The sequence below is a fragment of the Streptomyces sp. BL1 genome, assembly GCF_057628045.1.
The window spans coordinates 2,345,362-2,367,446 of the sequence record NZ_JBXYWZ010000002.1 but is presented as its reverse complement, the minus strand read 5'-3'; the positions used below and the strand labels follow the sequence as shown (position 1 = coordinate 2,367,446).

Annotated in this window: 19 protein-coding genes and 1 riboswitch; of the genes, 14 read left to right on the top strand and 5 right to left on the bottom strand. The window is 72.8% G+C overall.

Annotated elements, in window-relative coordinates; all coding sequences use genetic code 11:
* The first annotated feature begins 95 nt into the window (after positions 1–95).
* The 4 genes from AC3AGO_RS10480 to AC3AGO_RS10465 all read left to right on the top strand — a co-directional run bounded on the left by AC3AGO_RS10480 (position 96) and on the right by AC3AGO_RS10465 (position 4,916).
* Positions 96–1,445: a M16 family metallopeptidase gene (locus AC3AGO_RS10480; RefSeq protein WP_487819883.1), complete on the top strand. Its 1,350-nt coding sequence runs from the start codon at positions 96–98 to the stop codon at positions 1,443–1,445.
* A gap of 26 nt (positions 1,446–1,471) precedes the next feature.
* Positions 1,472–2,842, top strand: coding sequence for a M16 family metallopeptidase (locus AC3AGO_RS10475; RefSeq protein WP_487824606.1), 1,371 nt, complete (start codon positions 1,472–1,474; stop codon positions 2,840–2,842).
* 221 nt (positions 2,843–3,063) lie between these two features.
* A riboswitch (cyclic di-AMP (ydaO/yuaA leader) is annotated at positions 3,064–3,222 on the top strand.
* Positions 3,223–3,236: 14 nt separating this feature from the next.
* Positions 3,237–4,073: a M23 family metallopeptidase gene (locus AC3AGO_RS10470; protein WP_487819882.1), complete on the top strand. Its 837-nt coding sequence runs from the start codon at positions 3,237–3,239 to the stop codon at positions 4,071–4,073.
* A 138-nt stretch (positions 4,074–4,211) separates the two neighbouring features.
* Positions 4,212–4,916, top strand: coding sequence for a GntR family transcriptional regulator (locus AC3AGO_RS10465; RefSeq protein WP_487819881.1), 705 nt, complete (start codon positions 4,212–4,214; stop codon positions 4,914–4,916).
* 112 nt (positions 4,917–5,028) lie between these two features.
* Here the strand turns inward: AC3AGO_RS10465 and AC3AGO_RS10460 are convergent, their stop codons facing one another.
* Positions 5,029–5,313: an HPr family phosphocarrier protein gene (locus AC3AGO_RS10460; protein WP_487824605.1), complete on the bottom strand. Its 285-nt coding sequence runs from the start codon at positions 5,311–5,313 to the stop codon at positions 5,029–5,031.
* A 139-nt stretch (positions 5,314–5,452) separates the two neighbouring features.
* On the opposite strand from AC3AGO_RS10460, the gene AC3AGO_RS10455 reads away from it, so the two are divergent.
* The 4 genes from AC3AGO_RS10455 to AC3AGO_RS10440 all read left to right on the top strand — a co-directional run bounded on the left by AC3AGO_RS10455 (position 5,453) and on the right by AC3AGO_RS10440 (position 10,880).
* A complete protein-coding gene (locus AC3AGO_RS10455; RefSeq protein ID WP_487819880.1) occupies positions 5,453–8,245 on the top strand; it encodes a bifunctional acetate--CoA ligase family protein/GNAT family N-acetyltransferase in 2,793 nt (930 codons plus the stop codon).
* 64 nt (positions 8,246–8,309) lie between these two features.
* Positions 8,310–8,909, top strand: a complete 600-nt coding sequence (locus AC3AGO_RS10450; protein WP_487819879.1) for a DUF5998 family protein — start codon at positions 8,310–8,312, stop codon at positions 8,907–8,909.
* 23 nt (positions 8,910–8,932) lie between these two features.
* Positions 8,933–10,135 (top strand): alkaline phosphatase family protein, encoded by a 1,203-nt coding sequence (locus tag AC3AGO_RS10445; protein ID WP_487819878.1) that lies wholly within the window; start codon positions 8,933–8,935, stop codon positions 10,133–10,135.
* 49 nt (positions 10,136–10,184) lie between these two features.
* Positions 10,185–10,880: a thymidine kinase gene (locus tag AC3AGO_RS10440; protein WP_487819877.1), complete on the top strand. Its 696-nt coding sequence runs from the start codon at positions 10,185–10,187 to the stop codon at positions 10,878–10,880.
* A gap of 34 nt (positions 10,881–10,914) precedes the next feature.
* Here AC3AGO_RS10440 and AC3AGO_RS10435 read toward each other — a convergent pair whose 3' ends face one another.
* Positions 10,915–11,709 carry a VOC family protein gene (locus AC3AGO_RS10435; protein ID WP_487819876.1) on the bottom strand — a complete coding sequence of 265 codons (795 nt, stop codon included), beginning with the start codon at positions 11,707–11,709 and terminating at the stop codon, positions 10,915–10,917.
* A gap of 250 nt (positions 11,710–11,959) precedes the next feature.
* Between AC3AGO_RS10435 and AC3AGO_RS10430 the strand changes: the two genes are divergently transcribed.
* On the top strand, positions 11,960–12,790 hold the full coding sequence (locus AC3AGO_RS10430; RefSeq protein ID WP_487819875.1) for a sulfurtransferase: 831 nt from the start codon (positions 11,960–11,962) through the stop codon (positions 12,788–12,790).
* A gap of 48 nt (positions 12,791–12,838) precedes the next feature.
* Here the strand turns inward: AC3AGO_RS10430 and sepH are convergent, their stop codons facing one another.
* Positions 12,839–13,999 carry a septation protein SepH gene (gene sepH / locus AC3AGO_RS10425; protein WP_487819874.1) on the bottom strand — a complete coding sequence of 387 codons (1,161 nt, stop codon included), beginning with the start codon at positions 13,997–13,999 and terminating at the stop codon, positions 12,839–12,841.
* Positions 14,000–14,427: 428 nt separating this feature from the next.
* Between sepH and AC3AGO_RS10420 the strand changes: the two genes are divergently transcribed.
* Positions 14,428–15,786 carry a hypothetical protein gene (locus AC3AGO_RS10420; RefSeq protein ID WP_487819873.1) on the top strand — a complete coding sequence of 453 codons (1,359 nt, stop codon included), beginning with the start codon at positions 14,428–14,430 and terminating at the stop codon, positions 15,784–15,786.
* 113 nt (positions 15,787–15,899) lie between these two features.
* Here AC3AGO_RS10420 and AC3AGO_RS10415 read toward each other — a convergent pair whose 3' ends face one another.
* On the bottom strand, positions 15,900–17,228 hold the full coding sequence (locus AC3AGO_RS10415) for a D-arabinono-1,4-lactone oxidase (RefSeq protein ID WP_487819872.1): 1,329 nt from the start codon (positions 17,226–17,228) through the stop codon (positions 15,900–15,902).
* Between the two features lie 143 nt (positions 17,229–17,371).
* Here AC3AGO_RS10415 and AC3AGO_RS10410 point away from each other — a divergent pair, with 143 nt between their 5' ends.
* Together AC3AGO_RS10410 and AC3AGO_RS10405 are read left to right on the top strand one after the other, a co-directional pair.
* Positions 17,372–18,523, top strand: a complete 1,152-nt coding sequence (locus AC3AGO_RS10410; protein WP_487819871.1) for a ferrochelatase — start codon at positions 17,372–17,374, stop codon at positions 18,521–18,523.
* 15 nt (positions 18,524–18,538) lie between these two features.
* Positions 18,539–19,348 carry an inositol monophosphatase family protein gene (locus AC3AGO_RS10405; protein ID WP_487819870.1) on the top strand — a complete coding sequence of 270 codons (810 nt, stop codon included), beginning with the start codon at positions 18,539–18,541 and terminating at the stop codon, positions 19,346–19,348.
* A gap of 120 nt (positions 19,349–19,468) precedes the next feature.
* On the opposite strand, the gene AC3AGO_RS10400 is transcribed toward AC3AGO_RS10405, so the two are convergent.
* On the bottom strand, positions 19,469–19,651 hold the full coding sequence (locus AC3AGO_RS10400) for a hypothetical protein (RefSeq protein ID WP_487819869.1): 183 nt from the start codon (positions 19,649–19,651) through the stop codon (positions 19,469–19,471).
* A gap of 314 nt (positions 19,652–19,965) precedes the next feature.
* Here AC3AGO_RS10400 and AC3AGO_RS10395 point away from each other — a divergent pair, with 314 nt between their 5' ends.
* Positions 19,966–20,619, top strand: a complete 654-nt coding sequence (locus AC3AGO_RS10395; protein ID WP_487819868.1) for a response regulator transcription factor — start codon at positions 19,966–19,968, stop codon at positions 20,617–20,619.
* Between the two features lie 5 nt (positions 20,620–20,624).
* The gene (locus AC3AGO_RS10390) at positions 20,625–21,890 is read left to right on the top strand and encodes a sensor histidine kinase (RefSeq protein WP_487819867.1); all 1,266 of its coding nucleotides are present in this window, start codon (positions 20,625–20,627) and stop codon (positions 21,888–21,890) included.
* The last annotated feature ends 195 nt before the right edge of the window (positions 21,891–22,085 follow it).

Genomic DNA, 22,085 nt, shown 5'->3' with positions numbered 1-22,085 from the left:
GGAACTTCGCCCGTTGTCCGCGCGGTTGCATACAGTGACAGGATCGGCTGACGTTACCGGCCACCAACTCCCGCGAGCGAAGGGACTCCACGCCCATGGGTCACACGGCCACGCCCCCGCCTGCCACCGGCGGGCTGACAGCGACCGAACACCGGCTGTCCAACGGCCTGCGGGTGGTGCTCTCCGAGGACCACCTGACCCCGGTCGCCGCGGTCTGCCTCTGGTACGACGTCGGCTCCCGCCACGAGGTCGCGGGCCGCACCGGCCTGGCGCACCTCTTCGAGCACCTGATGTTCCAGGGGTCGGCCCAGGTGAAGGGCAACGGCCACTTCGAACTCGTGCAGGGCGCGGGCGGTTCGCTGAACGGCACCACCAGCTTCGAGCGGACCAACTACTTCGAGACCATGCCGGCCCACGAGCTGGAGCTCGCCCTGTGGCTCGAGGCCGACCGGATGGGCTCTCTGCTCACGGCACTTGACGACGAGTCCCTGGAGAACCAGCGCGACGTCGTGAAGAACGAGCGCCGCCAGCGCTACGACAACGTGCCGTACGGCACCGCGTTCGAGAAGCTCGCCGCGATGGTCTACCCCGAGGACCACCCGTACCACCACACGCCCATCGGCTCGATGGCCGACCTGGACGCCGCCTCGCTGGAGGACGCCCGGGCCTTCTTCCGTACGTACTACGCCCCCAACAACGCGGTGCTGTCCGTCGTCGGGGACATCGATCCCGAACGGACCCTCGCCTGGGTCGAGAAGTACTTCGGCTCCATCCCCGGCCACGGTGGCAAGCACCCGCCGCGGGACGGCGCGCTGCCCGAGGTGATGGGCGAGGAGAAGCGCGAACTCGTCGAGGAGGACGTGCCCGCGCGCGCCCTGATGTCCGGCTACCGGCTGCCGGAGGACGGCACTCGCGCGGGTGACGCCGCCGACTTGGCGTTGACGGTGCTCGGCGGCGGCGAGTCCTCCCGGCTGCACAACCGGCTGGTGCGCCGCGACCGGCTCGCCGTCGGCGCCGGGTTCGGCCTGCTGCGGCTGGCCGGCGCGCCCTCGCTCGGCTTCCTCGACGTGAAGGCGTCCGGCGGCGTGGAGGTGTCCGCGATCGAGGCGGCCGTCGACGACGAGCTGCGCCGGTTCGCCGAAGAGGGGCCCACGCCCGAGGAGATGGAGCGGGCGCAGGCGCAGTTGGAGCGCGAGTGGCTGGACCGGCTCGCGACGGTCGGCGGCCGCGCCGACGAACTCTGCCGGTACGCCGTGCTGTTCGGCGACCCGCAGCTGGCCCTGGGCGCGGTCGGCCGCGTCCTGGAGATCACCGCACAGGAGGTGCAGGCCGTCGCCGCGGCCCGGCTGCGCCCCGACAACCGCGCGTCGCTGGTGTACGAGCCGACCACCGAGCACGCCGACGCCGAAGCAGCCGCAGACGAGAACGAGGAGCCGGGCCAGTGAGCGACGCCGCCGCCCCCACCCCCGAGATGACCTTCCACCCGCAGCCGCACGGCGGGCAGCCGAAGCCCTGGGCCTTCCCGGCACCCGAGCGCGGCCGGCTGGCCAACGGGCTGACCGTGCTGCGCTGTCACCGCCCCGGCCAGCAGGTCGTCGCCGTCGAGATCAGCCTGCAGGCGCCGCTGGACGCGGAGCCGGAGGGCCTGGACGGCGTCGCCACGATCATGGCGCGGGCGCTGTCCGAGGGCACCGACAAGCACACGGCCGAGGAGTTCGCCGCCGAGCTGGAGCGCTGCGGCGCCACCCTCGACGCGTACGCCGACCACCCGGGCGTCCGGGTCTCGCTGGAGGTGCCGGTCTCCCGGCTGCCCAAGGCGATGGGCCTGCTCGCCGACGCGCTGCGCGCCCCCGCCTTCCCCGACGGCGAGATCGAGCGCCTCGTCGCCAACCGGCTGGACGAGATCCCGCACGAGCTGGCCAACCCGGCCCGCCGGGCCGCGAAGGAGCTCTCCAAGGAGCTGTTCCCCGCCGAGTCCCGGATGTCCCGGCCCCGGCAGGGCACCGAGGAGTCCGTGGCACGGATCGACGCCGCCGCCGTCCGCGCCTTCTACGAGGCGCACGTCCGTCCCGCCACCGCGACCGCCGTCGTCGTCGGCGACCTCGCGGGCACCGACGTGGACGCGGCGCTGGCCGACACCCTCGGCGCGTGGACCGGCTCCACCGCCGAGCCGCTCCCGGTGCCCCCGGTCACCGCCGACGACCGCGGCCGGGTCGTCATCGTGGACCGTCCCGGCGCGGTGCAGACCCAGCTGCGGATCGGCCGGATCGGTCCCGACCGGCACGACAGCGCCTGGCCGGCCCAGGTCCTCGGTACCTACTGCCTGGGCGGGACCCTGACGTCCCGTCTGGACCGGGTGCTGCGCGAGGAGAAGGGCTACACGTACGGCGTGCGCGCCTTCAGCCACGTGCTGCGCTCCACCCCGGACGGCGCGGGCGCCGCGCTGCTCTCCGTCTCCGGCTCCGTGGCGACCGACGTGACCGGGCCCGCCCTGGCCGACCTGTGGACGGTGCTCCGCACGCTCGCCGAGGGCGGGCTGACGGACGAGGAGCGCGACGTCGCCGTGCAGAACCTGGTCGGTGTCGCCCCGCTGAAGTACGAGACGGCGGCGGCCGTCGCGGACACGCTGGCCGATCAGGTCGAGCAGCACCTGCCGGACGACTTCCAGGCGCAGCTGTACGCGCGCCTCGCCGAGACCGGCACCGTCGAGGCCACGGCGGCGGCGGTCAGCGCCTTCCCCGCCGACCGGCTCGTCACCGTGCTCGTCGGTGACGCCTCGCAGATCGCCGAGCCGGTCAGGGAGCTGGGCATCGGAGAGGTCACGGTCGTCACCGGAGGCTGAGGACAGGCAGAACGCCGCGAAACCCACGAAGCCGGGCGGGACTTCCCGCCCGGCTTCGCCGTTGTCCGGAGCATGTTCGCCGTATGTCTGAATTGCCCATTGGTGCCCCGGTGTCGGGTGTGGCATGCCCAACAAACGGCCCGATCGGCTTGGTGGTTCATTGATGTCCCATTTAGCTTCGTTGCCGCTGTTCGTCAGAAGTGACCGCGCCCGCGGCCGACGCGCAGTGATCGCCGAGTCCCCGTACGGCGCGAGCCAGGGGAGCCGGGGACCCACACGTCCCTTGGGGTGAATCGGATGCCTCCGCACGGAGGTGTCCGTAGGAGACCTTCCTGCTCCGAACCCGTCAGCTAACCCGGTAGGCGAGACGGAAGGAAAGGAGTTGCGCCAGCTCATGGCGTTCACCCGTGCCACCGGTAAGCATCGTGCGCCCAGTCGGACCCGCCGTCGCGTGTCCGCGGGCGCCGCGGGCATAGCCGGCCTCGCCGCAGTCGGCGTCGTCGGTACCGTCGCCTCCCCGGCCTTCGCCGACGGCCCCTCCACCGCCCCCTCGGGCGACACCGGCCTCACCCAGGCCTTCGACGTGGACGGCCGCGTCGCCGACGCCGTCGCCCACCAGGCCGACGTACAGCAGACCGCCGCCGAGAAGGCGGAGGTCGAGGCCGCGGCCAAGAAGGCCGCCGCCGAGGCGAAGCAGCAGGCCAAGGAGGCCAAGCAGAAGGCCGACGAGGCGAAGCGCAAGGCCGCGGCCGAGAAGGCGAAGAAGGAGCGCGAGGCCAAGGAGAAGGCGGCCCGCGCCGCCGAGGCCAAGCGCGCCAAGCTCAACGGCTACGTGGCGCCCGTCGGGCACCCGCAGCTGTCCACCCCGTACTCGGCGTCCAGCGGTCTGTGGTCCTCCGGTTCGCACACCGGCGTCGACTTCCACGCCGGCATCGGCACCCAGGTGAAGTCCGTCGCGGCGGGCGAGGTCGTGGAGGCCGGCAACGGCGGCGCGTACGGCAACAACGTCGTCATCAAGCACAAGGACGGCCACTACAGCCAGTACGGCCACCTGTCGTCCATCGGCGTCTCCGTCGGCCAGTCGGTCACCGCCGGCCAGCAGATCGCGCTCTCCGGCAACACCGGCAACACCACTGGTCCGCACCTGCACTTCGAGATCCGCACGGGTCCGGACTACGGCTCGGACATCGACCCCGTGGCGTACCTGCGCTCGCAGGGCGTCACCCTCTGACGCTCCGTCGTCCAGCAGTACAACGCAGCACAGGAACCCCCGGCCGGAACAACGGCCGGGGGTTCTTTTCACGCCGTATTTACCTGAGCGGTACGCACTCCGTCGGAAATTCGACGCGGTTGCCATACAGTTCTGTGCATGGGAAATACCGGGTCTCCGAGTGTGCGTGAACGCGGACTCTGCACGGCAATCCGCGACGATATCGTCGGCGGAACATTCCCACCCGGTGCCCGGCTCACGGAGGAACTCCTCGCCCGGCGGTACGGCGTCTCCCGGGTCCCGGTCCGCGAGGCGCTGCGCACCCTGGAGTCCGAGGGCTTCGTTGCGACCCGCCGGCACGCGGGCGCGTGCGTCGCCGAGCCCACCGAGCGGGAGGCGGCCGACCTGCTCGACATCCGCGCGCTGCTGGAGCCGCTCGGCGCGGCCCGCGCCGCGCAGCGCCGTACGCAGGCCCATCTCAAGGTGCTGCGCGGCCTGGTGAGGCTGGGTCAGCAGCGGGTGGACTCCGGGCACCTCTCCGACCTGCGGGCCCTGGAGGACTGGTTCCACGAGACGCTGGCGCAGGCGTCCGGCAGTCCCGGGCTCACCGGGCTGCTCACGCAGGTCCGCCGCAAGATCGCCTGGATGTACGCGGTCGACCTGCCGCTGCGGGCCACCGCCGTCTGGCAGGAGTACGGGGCGATCACGGACGCGGTGGTGCGCGGCGACGCGGACCGCGCCAGGGTGCTGACGGCCCAGCACGTCGAACGTTCCGCTGTGCTGCACCGGTTGCGCAGGCCGCCGGGGAAAGCGGCGGTGAGCGGAACGAAACCTGGCGTCAATACGGCGCGCGACCGCATTTAACACTCCCCGTATACAAAGAACGGAGGGAATTCACGGGCTGCGCCTGCGTGAATTCCCTCCGCCTGTTGTGCACGGAACCGGAAGTCCGGTTGTCCGGAAGTGGTTTCCGGAATCAGACCGTTTCCGGGAGCTCCTCGAGGCCCTCGGCGACCAGCTTCGCCAGACGGTCGAGCGCGGCGTCCGCGTCATCCGCCTCGGAAGCCAGCACGATCTCGTCGCCGCCCTCCGCGCCGAGACCCAGGACGCCGAGCATGGAGGCGGCGTTCACGGCGTTGCCGTCGTCGCCCTTCTTCACGGTGACCGGGACGCCGGCGGCGGCAGCGGCGCGGCAGAAGATCGAGGCGGGGCGGGCGTGCAGGCCCTCGGCCCAGCCGACGGAGACGCGGCGCTCAACCATGGTGTAGCCCTTCGGGTTGTTGCTGTGGTGACGGTTGTCCAAACCAGTCTTGCACGGGCCGAGCAGAACGCCTGTGCCCACCTGGACCGGGCCTGTCCGCCCCGCTGTCACCTCGCTCATCAGGGCCTAACCTGACCCCATGCAGTCCCCGGCGGAACGCGCGTACCCCACGCACTGGGAGGCCGACGTCGTACTGCGCGACGGCGGAACGGCCCGGATCCGGCCCATCACGACGGCCGACGCACAGCGGCTCACCGACTTCTACGAGCGGGTCTCCGACGAGTCGAAGTACTACCGCTTCTTCGCTCCCTACCCGCGGCTGTCCGACCGCGACGTGCACCGCTTCACCCACCACGACTACGTCGACCGGGTGGGGCTGGCGGCCACCGTCGGCGGCGAGTTCATCGCCACCGTCCGCTACGACCGGATCGACTCCACGGGACGCTCGGCGACGTACCCCGCCGACGAGGCCGAGGTGGCCTTCCTCGTCCGCGACGACCAGCAGGGCCGCGGCGTCGCGTCCGCGCTCCTCGAACACATCGCCGCCGTCGCGCGGGAGCGCGGCATCCGCAGGTTCGGCGCCGAAGTGCTGCCGGCCAACAACAAGATGATCAAAGTCTTCACGGACGCCGGATACTCCCAGCGGCGCAGCTTCGAGGACGGCTCCGTCCATCTGACGCTGGATCTGGAGCCCACCGAGCGCTCCCTCGCCGTGATGCACGCCCGCGAACAGCGGGCCGAGGGGCACTCCGTCCAGCGGCTGCTCGCCCCCCGCTCGGTCGTCGTGATCGGCGCGAGCCGCAGCCCGGGCGGCACCGGCCGCGCCGTGCTGGAGAGCCTCCGTACGGCGGGCTTCACCGGGGACACGTACGCCGTCAACAGCCGCCTCCCCGAAGGCCGTACGGAGATCGACGGGGTGCTCGCGCACCGCTCCGTCGCCGAACTGCCGGAGCCCGTCGACCTCGCCGTGGTGGCCGTGCCGGCCGCGCAGGTCACCGGCGTGGTGCGGGAGTGCGGCGAGCACGGCGCGCAGGGTCTCGTCGTGCTGTCGGAGGGCTTCGGCCGCGACGAGCAGCGCGAACTGGTGCGTCTTGCCCGCTCGTACGGGATGCGGATCGTCGGGCCGAACGCCTTCGGGCTGATGAACACCTCCTCCGCGGTACGGCTCAACGCGACCCCCTCGCAGCAGGTGCCGGAGCCCGGCCGCACCGGGCTGTTCACCCAGTCCGGGGCCATCGGCATCGCCCTCCTGGACGGGCTGCACCGGCGCGGTACGGGCCTGTCCACCTTCGTCTCCGCGGGCAACCGCGCGGACCTCTCCGGCAACGACCTGCTGCAGTACTGGGACGACGACCCGGACACCGACGTCGCGCTGATGTACCTCGAATCCATCGGCAACCCGCGCAAGTTCACCCGGCTCGCGAAGCGGATCGCGGCACGCAAGCCCGTCGTCGTCGTGAAGGGCGCCCGGCACAGCGCGAGCGCGCCGCCGCCCGGCCACGCGGCACCGGTGTCCCACACTCCGGACGCGACCGTCTCGTCCCTGCTCCGCCAGGCCGGAGTGATCATGGTGGACACGGTCACCGAACTCATCGACGTGGGCGCCCTGCTGGACCGCCAGCCGCTCCCGGCCGGGCCGCGCGTCGCCGTCCTCGGCAACACCGAGTCCCTGTCCCTGCTCACGTACGACGCCTGCCTCGCGCTCGGCCTGCGCCCGGGACCGGTCACCGACCTCACCACCTCGGCCAGCCCCGACGACTTCCGCGCGGCGCTGCGCGCGGCCCAGGACGACCCCGGGACGGACGCCGTCGTCGTGACGGTGATCCCGTGGGTGGGCAGCACCCCGCTCGAAGAGCTCGCCGACGCGCTGCGCGAGGCCTCGGGGGAGAAGCCCGTCGCCGTCGTCCACCTCGCCATCCAGGGCCTCGACACGGCCCTCGCCCGGCGCGGCATCCCCTCCTACCCGGCGCCCGAACGCGCGGTGCGCGCCCTGTCGGAGGCCGTCGGCTACGCACGCTGGCGCCGGGACGCGGAACACCCGGGCCGCGTACCGGAGTTCGACGACATCGACGAGCAGGCCGCGTCGGAGCTCCTCGCCCGCGCCACCCGCGGGGACGCCGGAAACTCCGGGGACGACGGCGGCGACGAGAAGGCCGCCGGCGGGGAGACGTCCGCCGTACCGGCGGCGGGGCAGCGCGAGCACCGGCCCACCACCGTGTCCGCCACCACCGGGGAGCGCCGCCGCAGCCACCCCCTCACCCCCGACGACACCGCGGCGCTGCTGGGCCACTACGGCATCGCCGTGCAGCGCACCAGCCCCGCGCACACCCCCGACGAGGCCGCGGAGGCCGCGGCCCGGCTCGGCTATCCGGTCGCGCTGAAGACCACCGCGCCCCATCTGCGGCACCGCGCCGACCTCGGCGGGGTGCGGCTCGACATCGCGGGCGAGGACGAACTCCGGCGCGCCTGGGGCGAGCTGACCCGGACCCTGGGCACCCCCGAGGAGCTGCGGCCCGTCGTCCAGCCGATGGCCCCGCGCGGCGTCGACACCGTGATCCGCGCCGCCGTGGACCCCGCGATCGGCGCCGTACTGTCGTTCGGCCTCGCCGGGCCGCCGTCCGAACTGCTCGGCGACACCGCGCACCGCCTGGTCCCGGTCACCGACCGGGACGCGTCGAGCCTGGTGCGGACGATCCGGACCGCGCCGATCCTCTTCGGCTGGCGCGGCGCCCAGCCGGTCGACACGGCGGCGCTGGAGGAGCTGCTGCTGCGGGTCTCCCGGCTGCTCGACGAGCACCCGGAGATCGTCACCGTCGACCTGGAACCCGTGGTCGTCGCGCCGCGGGGGCTCACCGTGCTCGGTGCGACGGTCCGCGCCGCCGAGCCTCCGCCGCGCACCGACCTCGGCCCCCGGCGGCTGCCCGCCTACTGAACGGGGCTCCGCCGCGGGTGCAGCAGCGCACGAGCCCCGCCCCACGGCCCGTAGGATGGCACCCATGGCGAAGACCGGTACGACGACCCAGGGGCTGCGCTCCGCGATCGAACGCAGTGGCTACTACCCGGCTCTCGTGGCCGAGGCCGTCGAAGCGGCCGTGGGCGGCGAGGCCGTGGCCTCCTATCTCGTCCATCAGGAGACGACGTTCGACTCGAACGAAGTGCGCCGCCATGTGACGGTCCTGGTCCTCACCACCACCCGCTTCATCGTCAGCCACACCGACGAGCAGCCGGCCGACGGCACCTCCCCAACGCCGTACGCGACGACGTCCACCGAGTCCGTGAAGCTGGAGCGGATCTCCTCCGTGGTGCTGTCCCGCGTCGTCGCCAACCCGGAGTCGTACACCCCCGGCACGCTGCCGCGCGAGGTCGTGCTGACCATCGGCTGGGGCGCCGTCTCCCGTCTCGACATGGAGCCCGCCGCCTGCGGCGACCCCAACTGCGAGGCGGACCACGGCTATACGGGCTCGGCCACCGCCGACGATCTCTCGCTGCGCGTCAGCGAGGCCGCCGACGGGCCGGACACCGTGCGCCAGACCCTCGCCTTCGCCCAGTCCCTCTCGGAGGCCACGGCGGGCTCCCGCCCGGTCTCTCCCCGGTGAGACCAGGAGATCCGCCCACCGCCATGGCCCATCCCGCCACCACCCACTCCTCGCCCGGCGAGGAGCCCGCGCCGCTCGACCCGCGTACCGCACCCGTGCCGCGGTACGGCACGGCCTCCCTCGCCGACCTGCTGCCCGCGGTCACCGCGGGCCAGGGCGTTCCCGTTCCGGCCACCGGACTGGGTCTGGAGCCGGCCGACCGCGTCTGCGTGTTCCTCGTCGACGGCATGGGCTGGGAGATCCTGCGGGACCACCCCGACGAGGCACCTTTCCTCGCGTCGCTGCTGTCCACGTCGCTGAACGGCACGGGCCGGCCGCTCACGGCCGGCTTCCCGTCGACCACGGCGACGTCCCTCGCCTCGGTCGGCACGGGCCTGGTCCCCGGCGTGCACGGGCTGCCCGGCTACACCGCGCTGAACCCGGAGACCAACGAGCTGATGAACCAGCTCCGCTGGCAGCCGTGGACGGATCCGCACGCCTGGCAGCCGTACCCGACGGTCTTCCAACTGGCCGACGCCGCGGGCGTGGAGACCTGTCAGGTCTCGGCGCCGCACTTCGAGCACACGCCGCTGACCAAGGTGGCGCTGTCCGGCGGCACCTTCTACGGCAGGCTCGGCGGCGAGGACCGGATGGACCTCGCGGCCGACCGGCTCGGCGCCGCTGACCGCACCCTCGTCTACACCTACTACGCGGACCTGGACGGCAACGGCCACCGCTACGGCGTCGACTCCGACGCCTGGCGCGGCCAGCTGATGTACGTGGACCGGCTCGCCGAGCGGCTCGCGGGTCAACTGCCGCCGCGCTCCGCGCTGTACATCACCGCCGACCACGGCATGGTCGACGTCCCGGACACCCACGCCGCGCGGTTCGACGCCGACGAGGACTGGGAGCTGGGTGCCGGCATCGCCCGGCTCGGCGGCGAGGGCCGGATGCGGCACGTGTACGCGGTGCCCGGCGCGGCCGCCGACGTGCACACCGTCTGGCGCGAGGTACTCGCGGACCAGGCGTGGGTAGCCACCAGGGAAGAGGCCATCGAACTGGGCTGGTTCGGGCCGCGCGTGGACGACCGGGTGCGGGCCCGCATCGGCGACGTGGTCGCCGCCATGGACGGCGACGCGGCGGTCGTGGCGACCCGGCGGGAGCCCAAGGAGTCCGCGCTGGTCGGCATGCACGGCTCCGCGACGCCGGCCGAACAGCTCGTCCCGCTCCTCGAAGTCCGCACCTGACCGTCTCTCCCGGCCCCTCCCCGTACCGCCCCGAAAGGCCTCCTCACCCATGCCAGAGCTGGTGTTCTTCTCCGGAACGATGGACTGCGGAAAGAGCACTCTCGCCCTCCAGATCGAGCACAACCGCTCGGCCCGCGGCCTCCAGGGCATGATCTTCACGCGCAACGACCGCGCGGGCGAGGGCCGGCTGTCCTCCCGGCTCGGACTGATCACCGAGGCGGTGGAGGCCGGCGAGGGGCTCGACTTCCACCACCATCTGGTCCGGCACCTCACCTCCGGCGGCCGCACCGACTACGTCATCGTCGACGAGGCCCAGTTCCTCTCTCCCACGCAGGTCGACCAACTGGCCCGGATAGTCGACGATCTGGGCCTCGACGTCTTCGCCTTCGGCATCACGACCGACTTCCGCACAAGGCTGTTCCCCGGCTCGCAGCGGCTGATGGAGCTCGCCGACCGGATCGAGGTGCTCCAGGTCGAGGCGCTGTGCTGGTGCGGCGCACGCGCCACGCACAACGCGCGCACAGTCGGCGGCAGGATGGTCGTCGAGGGCGCCCAGGTCATGGTCGGCGACGTCGGCGAACCCAGGGGAGAGGTCGGCTACGAGGTGCTGTGCCGCCGCCACCACCGGCGCCGGCTCACCGCCGCCACGGCCGGCGCGGGAGCGCTCTCCCCGGACGTGCTCCCCATCGAGGCCCCCGCCACCCCGCAGGTCGACGACGTACAGGTGGCCACCGGATCGCACTGAGTGCGGCGCACACCGAGGACCGGCCGGGGTCCGCTCACACCGAGGGGCGGACCACGCTGAACTCCTCGCCCTCCGGCCCGGTCAGCGACGCACGCCGTCCGTACGGCGCGTCGTGCGGCTCCTCCAGCACGCCCCCGCCCAGCTCGACGGCCAGCCGTACGGTCGCCTCGGTGTCCTCGACGGCGAAGTACGTCTTCCAGTGCGGCCCCCGGTCGCGCGGCAGTTCGTCACCCAGCCCGTGCACTCCGGCGACGGGAACACCGTCCACCCGCAGTGTCACGAAGTCCCCTTCGTCCTCCTTCTCCTGCTCCGCCGCGTAGCCGAAGATCATCGGATAGAACGCCGCGGCCGCCGCGCTGTCCCGCACGAGCAGCTCGTACCAGGCAGGCGTGCCCGGCGCGCCCCGCTCGTGGTTCCCCAGCCCCCGGTGCGCCCCGGCCTGCCACACGCCGAACGGTGCACCCGTCGGGTCGGAGGCGATCGCCAGCCGCCCGGCCTCCTCCGCGTCCAGCGGCCCCACCGCGACCGTGCCGCCGCACTCCCGGATCAGGGAGGCCGTGCCGTCCGCGTCGGGGGTCGCCATGTACGGCAGCCAGGCCACGTGCAGCGGCCGGCCCGCCGGCACCTCACCGATGCCCGCGACCTCGCGGTCCGCCAGTGTGCCGCGTACGTACGGGCCGAGCTGCTGCGGACCGCTGCGGAACTCCCAGCCGAACAGCTGCCGGTAGAAGTCCTGGGCGGGGCCCAGTTCATGCACCATCAGGCTGGCCCAGCAGGGCGTGCCCAGAGGGTGTCCGTGGCCGGTGTGCCGAGTCTCTGCCTCGGTCATCTCTGCTCTCTCCTCAGACCATCATCGATGCGGTCGTGCCGTGGAGTCGCCGTCGACTTCCCTTGTGCGGTGCCCGTGCAGATGCTCGCACCACCCGGCGTGTGTTGCTCCCCGGCCGCGCCGGATTCTCCCCACCCCGGACGACCGGGACACCCGGACCGGCCCGTACGGGCGCGGAAACCGTCACGCACGCGTACGGAATGGCGAACGGGAGAACGGCGTCCCGCCCCGCTGAGCGAGGATGGGCCACATGACAGCCATCATCACCGCATCCGAACTCGAGAGCGAGCTGGCGTCCGGCCGGCCGCCCGTACTGCTCGACGTGCGCTGGGACCTGGGCGGGCCGCCCGGCCGGCCCGAGTACGAGAAGGGCCATCTGCCGGGCGCGGTCTACGTCGACCTGCCCACCGAACTCGCCGCGCCCGCAGGCGAGGGGACGGGCCGTCACCCGCTGCCCGACGCCGAGGTGTTCGCCGCCGCAATGCGCCGTGCCGGAGTCCGCGACGACAGTCCGGTCGTCGTGTACGACGCCGCCAAGGGCTGGGGAGCCGCGCGCGCCTGGTGGCTGCTGCGCTGGGCCGGCCACCGCGACGTCCGCGTACTGGACGGCGGACTCGCCGCCTGGAACGGCCCGTTGAGCACGGAGCTGCCCACCCCGGAGGCGGGAGACTTCACCGCGGCGCCCGGCGGCATGGCCGTCCTCGACGCGGACCGGGCAGCGGCCCTGGCACGCAGCGGCCTGCTGCTCGACGCGCGGGCGGGGGAGCGCTACCGCGGCGAGGTGGAGCCCATCGATCCGGTCGGGGGACACATCCCCGGCGCGGTCTCCGCGCCCACCACGGAGAACGTCACCGACAAGGGCACGCTCCGGCCCGCCGCCGAACTGCGCGAGCGGTTCGGCGCGCTGGGCGCCGCGCCCGGTACGGAGGTCGGCGTGTACTGCGGCTCCGGAGTGTCCGCAGCGCAGCAGGTGCTCGCCCTCGAGGAGGCGGGCATCGAGGCCGCGCTGTACCCCGGCTCGTGGAGCGAGTGGACCGCGGACGGCGGCCGTCCGGTGGCCACCGGAGCGCAGCCCGGCTGATCCGGAGCGGGGAGAGGGCGGGACGGCCGGCCCGTCAGGGCCGGCCGCTCACTCCTTCTTGCGGCGGGTACCGAAGACGATCTCGTCCCAACTCGGCACCGCGGCACGGCGACCGGGGCGTACCCCGTCCGCTTCGGCCTGCCGGTCGGTGTTGCCCTTCAGCCGGTCCCGGTGCGCCGCCACCGAACGGGGCATCAGCACATCCGCGTACGCCGACCCGGCGCCGGCCGCGGCAGGAGGCTCGACGGGCTCCTCCTCCTCGGCCTCCTCGGGCTCGCTGTCCGGACGCTCCGCCCGGTCGGGAACGACGGTCCGGTCGACGCGCGCCGCCGGCTGCTGGGGTTCCTCCTCCGGCACGGCGGGCGCGGCGGGCGGGGCGGTGGGCTCCTGCGCCGGCGCCTCCGGAACGACCATGTCGCCACGGAAGTTCGGCACCGCCTCCAGCAGGCTGGTCAGCGAGTCCGGCCCGTCGTCCGCTGCGGCCGCCGCCGCGGGCACGTGGTCGTCCTGCTCCGCCGCCGGCACCGCGGCGGGCTCCGGCCCGCCGAACTCGTCCGAGCCGCTCGCGCTCCGGTCCGTGTGCTCCCGCGGCAGCCGCGCGATGCGCGGAACGAAGGGGAAGCTCGGCTCGGGCGTGTCGTCGGTCTCGCCGATGAGCTCCCGCGCCTCGTCGTCCACGGCCTGCACGAGACGGCGCGGCGGGTCGTACGTCCAGGTCGCCGCGTGCGGGCGACCCGCGACGCGGTAGGCGAGCAGGACCTCCCACGTGCCGTCGTCCCGGCGCCACGAGTCCCAGTGCACGGAGTCCTTGTCCGCGCCGCGCACCAGCAGCCGTTCGGCCACCGCCTCGCCCAGCTGCGGTCCGGCGTTCTCCCCGGGGCGGCGCACCGGCGTCTTGCGCGCACGCTCCGCCATGAAGGCGCGCTCGGCCAGCACCGGACCCTCGAACCGGCGCACCCGGTCGACGGAGATGCCCGCGAGCTGCGCGACCTCCTCGGCGGAGGCACCTGCTCTTATACGGGCCTGGATGTCGCGCGGCCGGAGGTGGCTCTCCACCTCGATCTCGATCTGCCCCAGCCGTGCGCGGTCGTTGCGCACGGCGGCGCGCAGCCGCTCATCGATGGGAAGCGTGTATTCAGTGCTGTCGGCAGCCTTGAGCACCAGCCGTGTGCCGTCGTTGCTGACGGCCACGACACGCAGTTCGGGCATGGGGACCTCCCGGGTGGTGCCTGCCGACGTCACGTGCGTCGCTGCTCCCGCTAGACGAGTGTGGCCTGCCCGGGCGCAGGCTGCCACAACCTTGCCGACTTCCCCGGCTCACCGGGACGTTCCCGGATCGCCGTGTTGGCACGGTTACCACTACGCAACGCATAGTGACGGATGGAGTCACCTGTGCTGCCTGCGCCGGGCCAGAGCCGAGGCCAGGGCTCGCCACACTACTCCATTAGGGCCACCTGGGTGGACCGCCGCGCCACCGAAGTTGTTCCGGGTCAAGGGAGTTGGGCCTGCGACCCCGTATATCCCCAGTACACAGAGGGTGGGGATGCCCCGGGATGTCCGGAAACAGGAACCATTGCCTTCGTACAAAAGTTTGTAATCAGTGCACAGTGGATGAAGTGCACGAGCAAAGGTAGGTAATGGGTAAGCAGGACAAGGCGCCCCAAGACGAGGAACAGCGGGCAAAGCGGATCGACTTGAGCGTTGCCCAGGTGGCGGGGAGCGCGGTGGCGGCGGTGGTGGCCGCGGTGCTGGCGGGGCAACTGGGCGTCTACGGGACCTTTCTCGGCGCCGGTGTGGTGAGTGTGGTGGCCACCACAGGCGGTCCGCTCTTCCAGCACTTCTTCCGGCGCACCGGCGAAGAGATCAAGGTCAAGGCCGACCGGGCGCAGCCGCGCGTGCGGCACATCGCCGTACGCGACCGGCAGGGCGGCGGCTACCGGAACGTGACCGTGACCACGCTGGAGGAGCCGGACCCGCCGGGGGCTCCGTCCGCGCCGGAGGAGGGCGGGCGGGAACGGATATCCGGCGCCGGTCCCGAACCGGAGGGCGCCGGACCGGAAACGGTCCGCATGACGGAAGTGGAAGCGGTGATGGCAGCGGCAGCCGGGACGGAGCCGGAGGCCGGGTCCGGGCCGGAGGCGGAACCGGAGGAGCCCGGAGCCGGCCCGGAGGCGGACGGGGCCGGTGAGGAAGAGCCCGGCGCGACGCGGCAGTTGGGGCGGACTCCGGACCGTACCCAGCTGGTCAGCACCGACGAGCTGACCCGGATGCTGGGGCAGGCGGGCGCCACCCGGGCCGTTCCCGCGGCGCAGAAGGGCGCGGAGAGCGCCGGGAGCCCGGAGGGCGGCGAGTCCGACGGCGAGTCCGCGGAGGAGTCCTCCGACGTGTACTCGGAGCCCGTCACGCACGGGACACGCTGGAGGGGCTGGAAGCGGACGCTGCTTCCCGCCGCGCTGGTCTTCGTGATCGCGATCGGCGGCATCACGCTGTGGGAGGCGGTCTCGGGCGGCAGCGTGTCCGGCGGCAAGGGAACCTCCGTCGGACATGTCTTCGAGCGCGGCTCGTCCTCCGGCGGCAGCGACAGCCCGTCGGACGGAAGCACGCCCGCTCCGCAGCCCGGCGAGTCGACGGACCAGGACGGTACGGCCGGCGGCGACGGCGGCACCGGAAGCCAGAGCGCCGACCCCGGCACCGGTACCGGTACCGGCACGGGCGGCGACGAGAGCGGCGGCAGCACCGGCGGCTCCACCCCCGCCCCGGACCGTACGGGCTCCGGCGAGGCCGGCGGCAGCACCGGCGGGGACACGGGCGGCGACGCCGGGAGCACCGGCGGCGACACCGGCACCACGACGGGCGGCGACGCGGGCGGTGACACCGGCGGCGACTCCGGCGGCGGCAGCGACGGCGACGCGGGCAGCACGGGCGGCGACCAGAACACCCAGTCCGGAGCGCAGTCCGGCAGCGGCCAGACGGAGCCGCTCGACGGCCCGAGCTAGGGGCGCGGGGAACTGCGCGAACCCACAGCGCGGGCCGCAGCCGTCCGCCCCGGCTCAGGAGCACACGAGGGCTCTGGAGCACACGAGGCGGCACACGCGGCCGCTCGCGACGCTCAGTCGCCCAGCACCCGGCGCAGATACGCGTTGCCGAACAGCCGTTCCGGGTCGAGCCGGTCGCGGAGTTCCACGAACTCCCCGAAGCGGGGATACAGCTCCGCGAGCTGCTCCGCGTCCCGTGAGTGGAGCTTGCCCCAGTGCGGCCGGCCGCCGTGCTCCGTCATGATCCGCTCGGCGGCGGTGAAGTACGCCTCGTGCGGGGTGCCGCGGAACATGTGGACGGCTATGTACACGGTGTCCCGTCCGCTCGCCGTGGACAGCGGCAGGTCGTCGGCCGGCGCGGTCCGGACCTCGACGGGGAAGCTGACGCGGAAGTCCGAGCGCTCCAGCAGCGCCTTGAGCTCGCGCAGCGCGTCCATGGCGGCCTCGCGCGGCAGGGCGTACTCCATCTCCACGAAGCGCACCCGGCGCGGAGAGGTGAAGACCTTGTACGGAATGTCGGTGTACGTACGCGCCGACAGGGCCCGGCTGGAGACGCGGGCGACGGGCGGCACGGTGCCGGGCAGCGCGCGGCCCAGTGAACAGGCCGCGCCGAACACCCCGTTGGACAGCAGCTCGTCGTCGACCCAGCCGCGGGCCCGGGGCAGCGGGCGGGCCGGGCCGGAGCTGCGGTTGTTGCGCTTCGTGTTGCAGCTGTCGGTGTGCGGAAACCAGTAGAACTCGAAGTGCTCGTTCTCGGTCACCAGTTGATCGAAGTCGCTGGTGACCCGGTCGAACGGCATCGGCTCCTCGCGGGCCGACAGCAGGAAGAGGGGCTCGACGGCGAAGGTCAGTTCGCTGATCACACCCAGCGCGCCGAGGCTCAGCCGCGCCGCCGCGAACACCTCCGGGTGCTCCTTCGCCGAGCAGCGCAGCACCGAGCCGTCGGCGCGGACCAGCTCCAGCCCTCTGAGCTGCGCCGCGAGGGAGGCGGAGTCCCGGCCGGTGCCGTGCGTACCGGTGCTGACGGCGCCCGAGACGGTCTGCTCCATCACATCGCCCATGTTCGTGAGCGACAGCCCCTCGTCCGCCAGCACGCGGTTGAGGTCCTTGAGCGGGGTGCCCGCCGCGACGGTGACCGTGCCCGCCGCCCGGTCGACGGAGCGGATCCCGGTGAGCCGCTCGGGCCGGATCAGCACCCCGTCCGTGACGGCGGCGGTGGTGAAGGAGTGCCCGGTGCCCGCGGCCTTCACCCGGAGCCCGTCCTCCGCGGCCCGCCGTACGATCTCGGCCAGCGCCTCCGTGGTCGAGGGAGCGCTGGTCCTGGCCGGGCGGGAGACCACGTTTCCGGCCCAGTTCCGCCACGTACCGGTACGCGGTCCGCTCCTCACTGACAGTGCGCCCATGAACCCACGGCCCCCTCCGCTCAGTTGGTGGGGGATCATAAGCACGGGCCGCGCGCGAAGATCCATAGGTCTGCGGGCACGATTCGGACGACCGGCAGGAGGCGGCCCGCCGGTCCGGACGGACGGATGGCAGGATCGGAGACATGTCCGAAGCGCTCGACGCCGGTGGTCCCGTCGACCCCGGCTCCCCCCTCCCGTACGACGCCCTGCTGCTGCTCTCGTTCGGCGGCCCCGAAGGGCCCGAGGACGTCGTCCCGTTCCTGGAGAACGTGACCCGCGGCCGCGGGATCCCGCGCGAGCGCCTGGAGGAGGTCGGCCAGCACTACTTCCTGTTCGGCGGGGTGAGCCCCATCAACGCCCAGAACCGCGAGCTGCGGGAAGCGCTGCGCGAGGACTTCGCCGCGCACGGCCTGGACCTGCCGGTGTACTGGGGGAACCGGAACTGGGCGCCGTATCTCACGGACACCCTGCGGGAGATCACCAAGGCCGGCCACGAGCGCGTGCTCACGCTGGCCACGAGTGCGTACGCCTCCTACTCGGGCTGCCGGCAGTACCGCGAGAACCTCGCCGAGGCGCTGGAGGCGCTGGAGAGCGAGGGGCTGCGCCCGCCGCGCGTCGACAAGCTGCGGCACTACTACAACCACCCCGGCTTTCTGCAGCCCGTCATCGACGGCGTGATCACCGCGCTCGGTGAACTGCCCGAGGACGTCCGGGAGTCGGCGCACCTCGCCTTCACCACGCACTCCATCCCCACCGCCGCGGCCGACATGTCGGGCCCGCCGGCGGAGCACGGCGACGGCGGCGCGTACGTGGCGGAGCACCTGGACGCGGCCCGGGTGGTCGTCGACGCGGTGCGCGAGCGCACCGGCACCGACCGCCCCTGGGAGCTGGTCTACCAGTCGCGCAGCGGCCCGCCGCAGGTCCCGTGGCTGGAGCCGGACATCTGTGACCACCTCGAAGAGCTGCACGGCCAGGGAGCGCCGGCCGTGGTGATGATCCCCATCGGCTTCGTCTCCGACCACATGGAAGTCCTCTACGACCTCGACACGGAGGCCACGGACAAGGCCGCCGAACTCGGCCTGCCCGTGGCACGCTCGGCGACCGTCGGCGCGGACCCGCGCTTCGCCGCCGCCGTGCGCGACCTGGTGCTGGAGCGGGCCGCCGCGGAGCGGGGCGCCCGGCCCGAACGGTGTGCGCTGGGCGCCCTCGGCGCCGGCCACGACCTGTGCCCCGTCGGCTGCTGCCCCTCCCGGAATCCGAAGCCGGCGGCGGCGGGCGCGGACAGCCCGTACTGAACTGCAAGGAGAAACGTGAGTGACCAGCTCGACCAGCTGAAGGCCGAACTCCTCGAACTCGCCCTCGAAGCGGCCCGCAGGGCGGGCGCCCTGCTCCGCGACGGGCGCCCCGACGACCTGGGCGTCGCCGCCACCAAGAGCAGCGCCGTCGACGTCGTCACGGAGATGGACCTCGCCTCCGAGAAGCTGATCACCGGCTATCTCGCGGACCACCGCCCGGACGACGGCTTCCTCGGCGAGGAGGGCTCCTCCTCGGAGGGCACCAGCGGCGTCCGGTGGGTCATCGACCCGCTCGACGGCACCGTCAACTACCTGTACGGGCTGCCCGGCTGGGCGGTGTCCATCGCCGCCGAGTACGAGGGGGAGACCGTCGTCGGCGTCGTCGAGTCGCCGCCGCGCGGCGAGACCTGCCGAGCCGCGCTCGGCCATGGCGCGTTCCGCAACGCGCAGCCCCTCCAGTGCCGTCCGGCACCCCCGCTGGACCAGGCACTGATCGGCACCGGCTTCAACTACGTGACGGAGCGCCGGGCCGCGCAGGCGGAGCTGGCGCGGGAACTGATCCCGCGGGTACGGGACATCCGCCGGTCCGGCTCCGCCGCCATCGACCTGTGCGACGTCGGCGCCGGCCGCCTCGACGGCTTCTACGAGCGCGGGCTGCACCCCTGGGACCTGGCCGCCGGCGCGCTGGTGGCCCGCGAGGCGGGCGCCCTCACCGGCGGCCGGCCGGGCGAGCCCGCGGGGGAGGAGCTGACCGTGGCCGGCTCTCCCGGGGTGTTCGCCGAACTCCAGCCGCTGCTGGACCGGCTGGGCGCCTGGCACGACTGAACACCCGGCACGACCGTGCGGCGGGAGGCCGCCGCACGGGACGGGCCCGGGAAGCGGTGCTTCCCGGGCCCGTCGTGCTGTCTCGGCTCGTGCTGTCCCGGCCGGCTGCTCGCGCCCCGGTCAGGTGGGGGAGGGCGAGCAGGCACCGACCTGGACGCCGTGCTCGGCGGCCAGCCGGTGCAGGTCCTCGAGCTCCGCCTGCTCGACCTCCACGAGGAAGTCGTCGCCTTCCAGGCGGGCGTCCTGCAGGTCGGACTCGGTGGTCTTTATGCGTTGCAGAAGGCCTGCGGTGAACGCGTCCATGGTGCGCCCCCTCGTCGTGGGTCGGTGGCACGGGGGTGTGCCAGGTACGGGACGGGCTGATCACGGGGTGGTCCCTGAAGCCGGAAGGCGGTGCCTGCGGCTCCCGTGGCGTGCCGCCTACAGGGCGTGATCGCGGGTGTGCAGTCGTCCTCCCCACGCCGCACTCGCCGGAAACCTCAACACCCCTGGATTTTCCGGGAATCCGTTCCGGGGGCCCGGCCCTTACAGCCGATTTATCGAAGTTCGGGGCAGGATGGAGCCCGACCCCCCACCTCGTCCCCCTCGGGGACCGGCTTCGCAGGAAGGACAGTTCCGTGCGCGTACTCGTCGTGGAGGACGAGCAGCTGCTCGCCGATGCCGTGGCCACCGGCCTCCGCCGGGAGGCCATGGCCGTCGACGTGGTCTACGACGGCGCGGCGGCCGAGGACCGCATCGATCTCAACGACTACGACGTGGTGGTGCTCGACCGCGACCTGCCGGTGGTGCACGGCGACGACGTCTGCCGGAAGATCGTCGAACTCGGCCTGCCCACCCGGGTGCTGATGCTCACCGCCTCCGGCGACGTCAGCGACCGGGTCGAGGGACTGGAGATCGGCGCCGACGACTATCTGCCGAAGCCCTTCGCCTTCTCCGAGCTGATCGCCCGGGTGCGCGCGCTGGGCCGGCGGACGACGTCGGCGCTGCCGCCGGTGCTGGAGCGCTCCGGGCTGAAGCTCGACCCGAACCGCCGCGAGGTCTTCCGGGACGGCGAGGAGATCCAGCTGGCGCCGAAGGAGTTCGCCGTGCTGGAGGTGCTGATGCGCGCCGAGGGCACCGTCGTCTCCGCCGAGCAGCTGCTGGAGAAGGCCTGGGACGAGAACACCGACCCGTTCACCAACGTCGTCCGGGTCACCGTGATGACGCTGCGCCGCAAGCTCGGCGAACCCGCGGTGATCGTCACAGTGCCCGGCGCGGGATACCGGATCTGAGCGCGATGCCGTCCTCCACCTCTCCGCCCGGGGCCGCGGAAGGCCAGCAGCCCTCCGCGCCGCCCAAGCCGACCTGGGACCCGCGCGAGCCGTCCCGCCAGTACCCGTGGCTGCGGCCCACCATCCGGATACGGCTCACCCTGCTGTACGGCGGGATGTTCCTGATCGCCGGCATGGTGCTGCTGACGATCATCTATCTGCTGTCGGCCGAGGCCCTGCACCAGAGCAGTCAGCTGCCCTTCCGCATCCTGAACGCCAACGCGCAGCTCACCTCCGACTCCTGTCCGGGGCTGACGGGCACGCTGCCCAGCCAGGAGTTCATGCAGCGGCTCTCCGACTGCACGGACGCACAGCGCGCCGTCGCCCTCGACCAGCTGCTGCGGCGTTCCCTGCTGGCCCTGCTGGGCCTCGCGGTGGCCGCCTTCGCCTTCGGGTACGTGATGGCCGGCCGGGTGCTCTCGCCGCTCGGCCGGATCACCCGCACGGCACGCCAGGTGGCCGGTTCCGATCTGCACAAGCGGATCGAACTGGAGGGCCCCGACGACGAGTTGAAGGAGCTCGCGGACACCTTCGACGAGATGCTGGACCGGCTCGACCGGGCCTTCACCGCGCAGCAGCGGTTCGTCGCCAACGCCTCGCACGAGCTGCGCACTCCGCTGGCGATCAACCGCACCCTGCTGGAGGTCCAGCTCTCCGACCCGGAGGCGTCCCCGGAGCTCCAGCAGCTCGGCAAGACACTGCTGGCCACCAACGAGCGCAGCGAGCAGCTCGTGGAGGGTCTGCTGCTGCTCGCCCGGAGCGAGAACGAACTGGTCGACCGCAAGCCCGTGGACCTCGCCGAGGTGGCCGGACAGGCGGTCGAGCAGATCCGCGCCGAGGCGCAGACCAAGGGCATCGAACTGCGCGGCGTCCGGCAGCCCGCCTATCTCCAGGGGAACGGGGTACTGCTGGAACGGGTCGCACTGAACCTGGCGCAGAATGCCGTCCGCTACAACCTGCGGGAGAACGGATGGGTCTCGGTCCGTACGGAAGCCCAGCCGGGACAGGCAGTCCTCGTGGTGGAGAACACCGGGTCAGCCGTGCCGGCCTACGAGATCGACAACCTTTTCGAGCCTTTCCGGCGGCTGCGCAGCGACCGCACGGGGAGCGACAAGGGCGTCGGTCTCGGCCTGTCCATCGTGCGCTCGGTGGCACGGGCGCACGGCGGCACCGTCACGGCGGAGCCGCGCGAGGACGGCGGACTGGTTGTCCGGGTCGCGCTGCCCGTCTGAGATCATCCGGGCTTGTGACGGGCTCCCGGCGTTCGCTCTGTGCGTAATTGGTACGATTCGGGTGCTTCCGGCGCCCCCTGTGATCGATCGCACAGACGTTTTTTCGGCCATCTACACAGGGTGACGGTACCCAGGGAAGAAATCCGGGAAAGTCCAGGTTTCCGCAGCTGGAGATCGTGGGCAATACCCGTCATG

Excerpts from the sequence above, each read along its gene's own strand:
- AC3AGO_RS10465 (WP_487819881.1), top strand. The coding sequence starts at position 4,212 with ATGGGAAATACCGGGTCTCCGAGTGTGCGTGAACGCGGACTCTGCACG.
- AC3AGO_RS10475 (WP_487824606.1), top strand. The coding sequence starts at position 1,472 with ATGACCTTCCACCCGCAGCCGCACGGCGGGCAGCCGAAGCCCTGGGCC.
- AC3AGO_RS10455 (WP_487819880.1), top strand. The coding sequence starts at position 5,453 with ATGCAGTCCCCGGCGGAACGCGCGTACCCCACGCACTGGGAGGCCGAC.
- AC3AGO_RS10410 (WP_487819871.1), top strand. The coding sequence starts at position 17,372 with ATGTCCGAAGCGCTCGACGCCGGTGGTCCCGTCGACCCCGGCTCCCCC.
- AC3AGO_RS10470 (WP_487819882.1), top strand. The coding sequence starts at position 3,237 with ATGGCGTTCACCCGTGCCACCGGTAAGCATCGTGCGCCCAGTCGGACC.
- sepH (WP_487819874.1), bottom strand. The coding sequence starts at position 13,999 with ATGCCCGAACTGCGTGTCGTGGCCGTCAGCAACGACGGCACACGGCTG.
- AC3AGO_RS10420 (WP_487819873.1), top strand. The coding sequence starts at position 14,428 with ATGGGTAAGCAGGACAAGGCGCCCCAAGACGAGGAACAGCGGGCAAAG.
- AC3AGO_RS10430 (WP_487819875.1), top strand. The coding sequence starts at position 11,960 with ATGACAGCCATCATCACCGCATCCGAACTCGAGAGCGAGCTGGCGTCC.
- AC3AGO_RS10440 (WP_487819877.1), top strand. The coding sequence starts at position 10,185 with ATGCCAGAGCTGGTGTTCTTCTCCGGAACGATGGACTGCGGAAAGAGC.
- AC3AGO_RS10435 (WP_487819876.1), bottom strand. The coding sequence starts at position 11,709 with ATGACCGAGGCAGAGACTCGGCACACCGGCCACGGACACCCTCTGGGC.
- AC3AGO_RS10415 (WP_487819872.1), bottom strand. The coding sequence starts at position 17,228 with ATGGGCGCACTGTCAGTGAGGAGCGGACCGCGTACCGGTACGTGGCGG.
- AC3AGO_RS10445 (WP_487819878.1), top strand. The coding sequence starts at position 8,933 with ATGGCCCATCCCGCCACCACCCACTCCTCGCCCGGCGAGGAGCCCGCG.
- AC3AGO_RS10460 (WP_487824605.1), bottom strand. The coding sequence starts at position 5,313 with ATGGTTGAGCGCCGCGTCTCCGTCGGCTGGGCCGAGGGCCTGCACGCC.
- AC3AGO_RS10480 (WP_487819883.1), top strand. The coding sequence starts at position 96 with ATGGGTCACACGGCCACGCCCCCGCCTGCCACCGGCGGGCTGACAGCG.
- AC3AGO_RS10400 (WP_487819869.1), bottom strand. The coding sequence starts at position 19,651 with ATGGACGCGTTCACCGCAGGCCTTCTGCAACGCATAAAGACCACCGAG.
- AC3AGO_RS10450 (WP_487819879.1), top strand. The coding sequence starts at position 8,310 with ATGGCGAAGACCGGTACGACGACCCAGGGGCTGCGCTCCGCGATCGAA.
- AC3AGO_RS10390 (WP_487819867.1), top strand. The coding sequence starts at position 20,625 with ATGCCGTCCTCCACCTCTCCGCCCGGGGCCGCGGAAGGCCAGCAGCCC.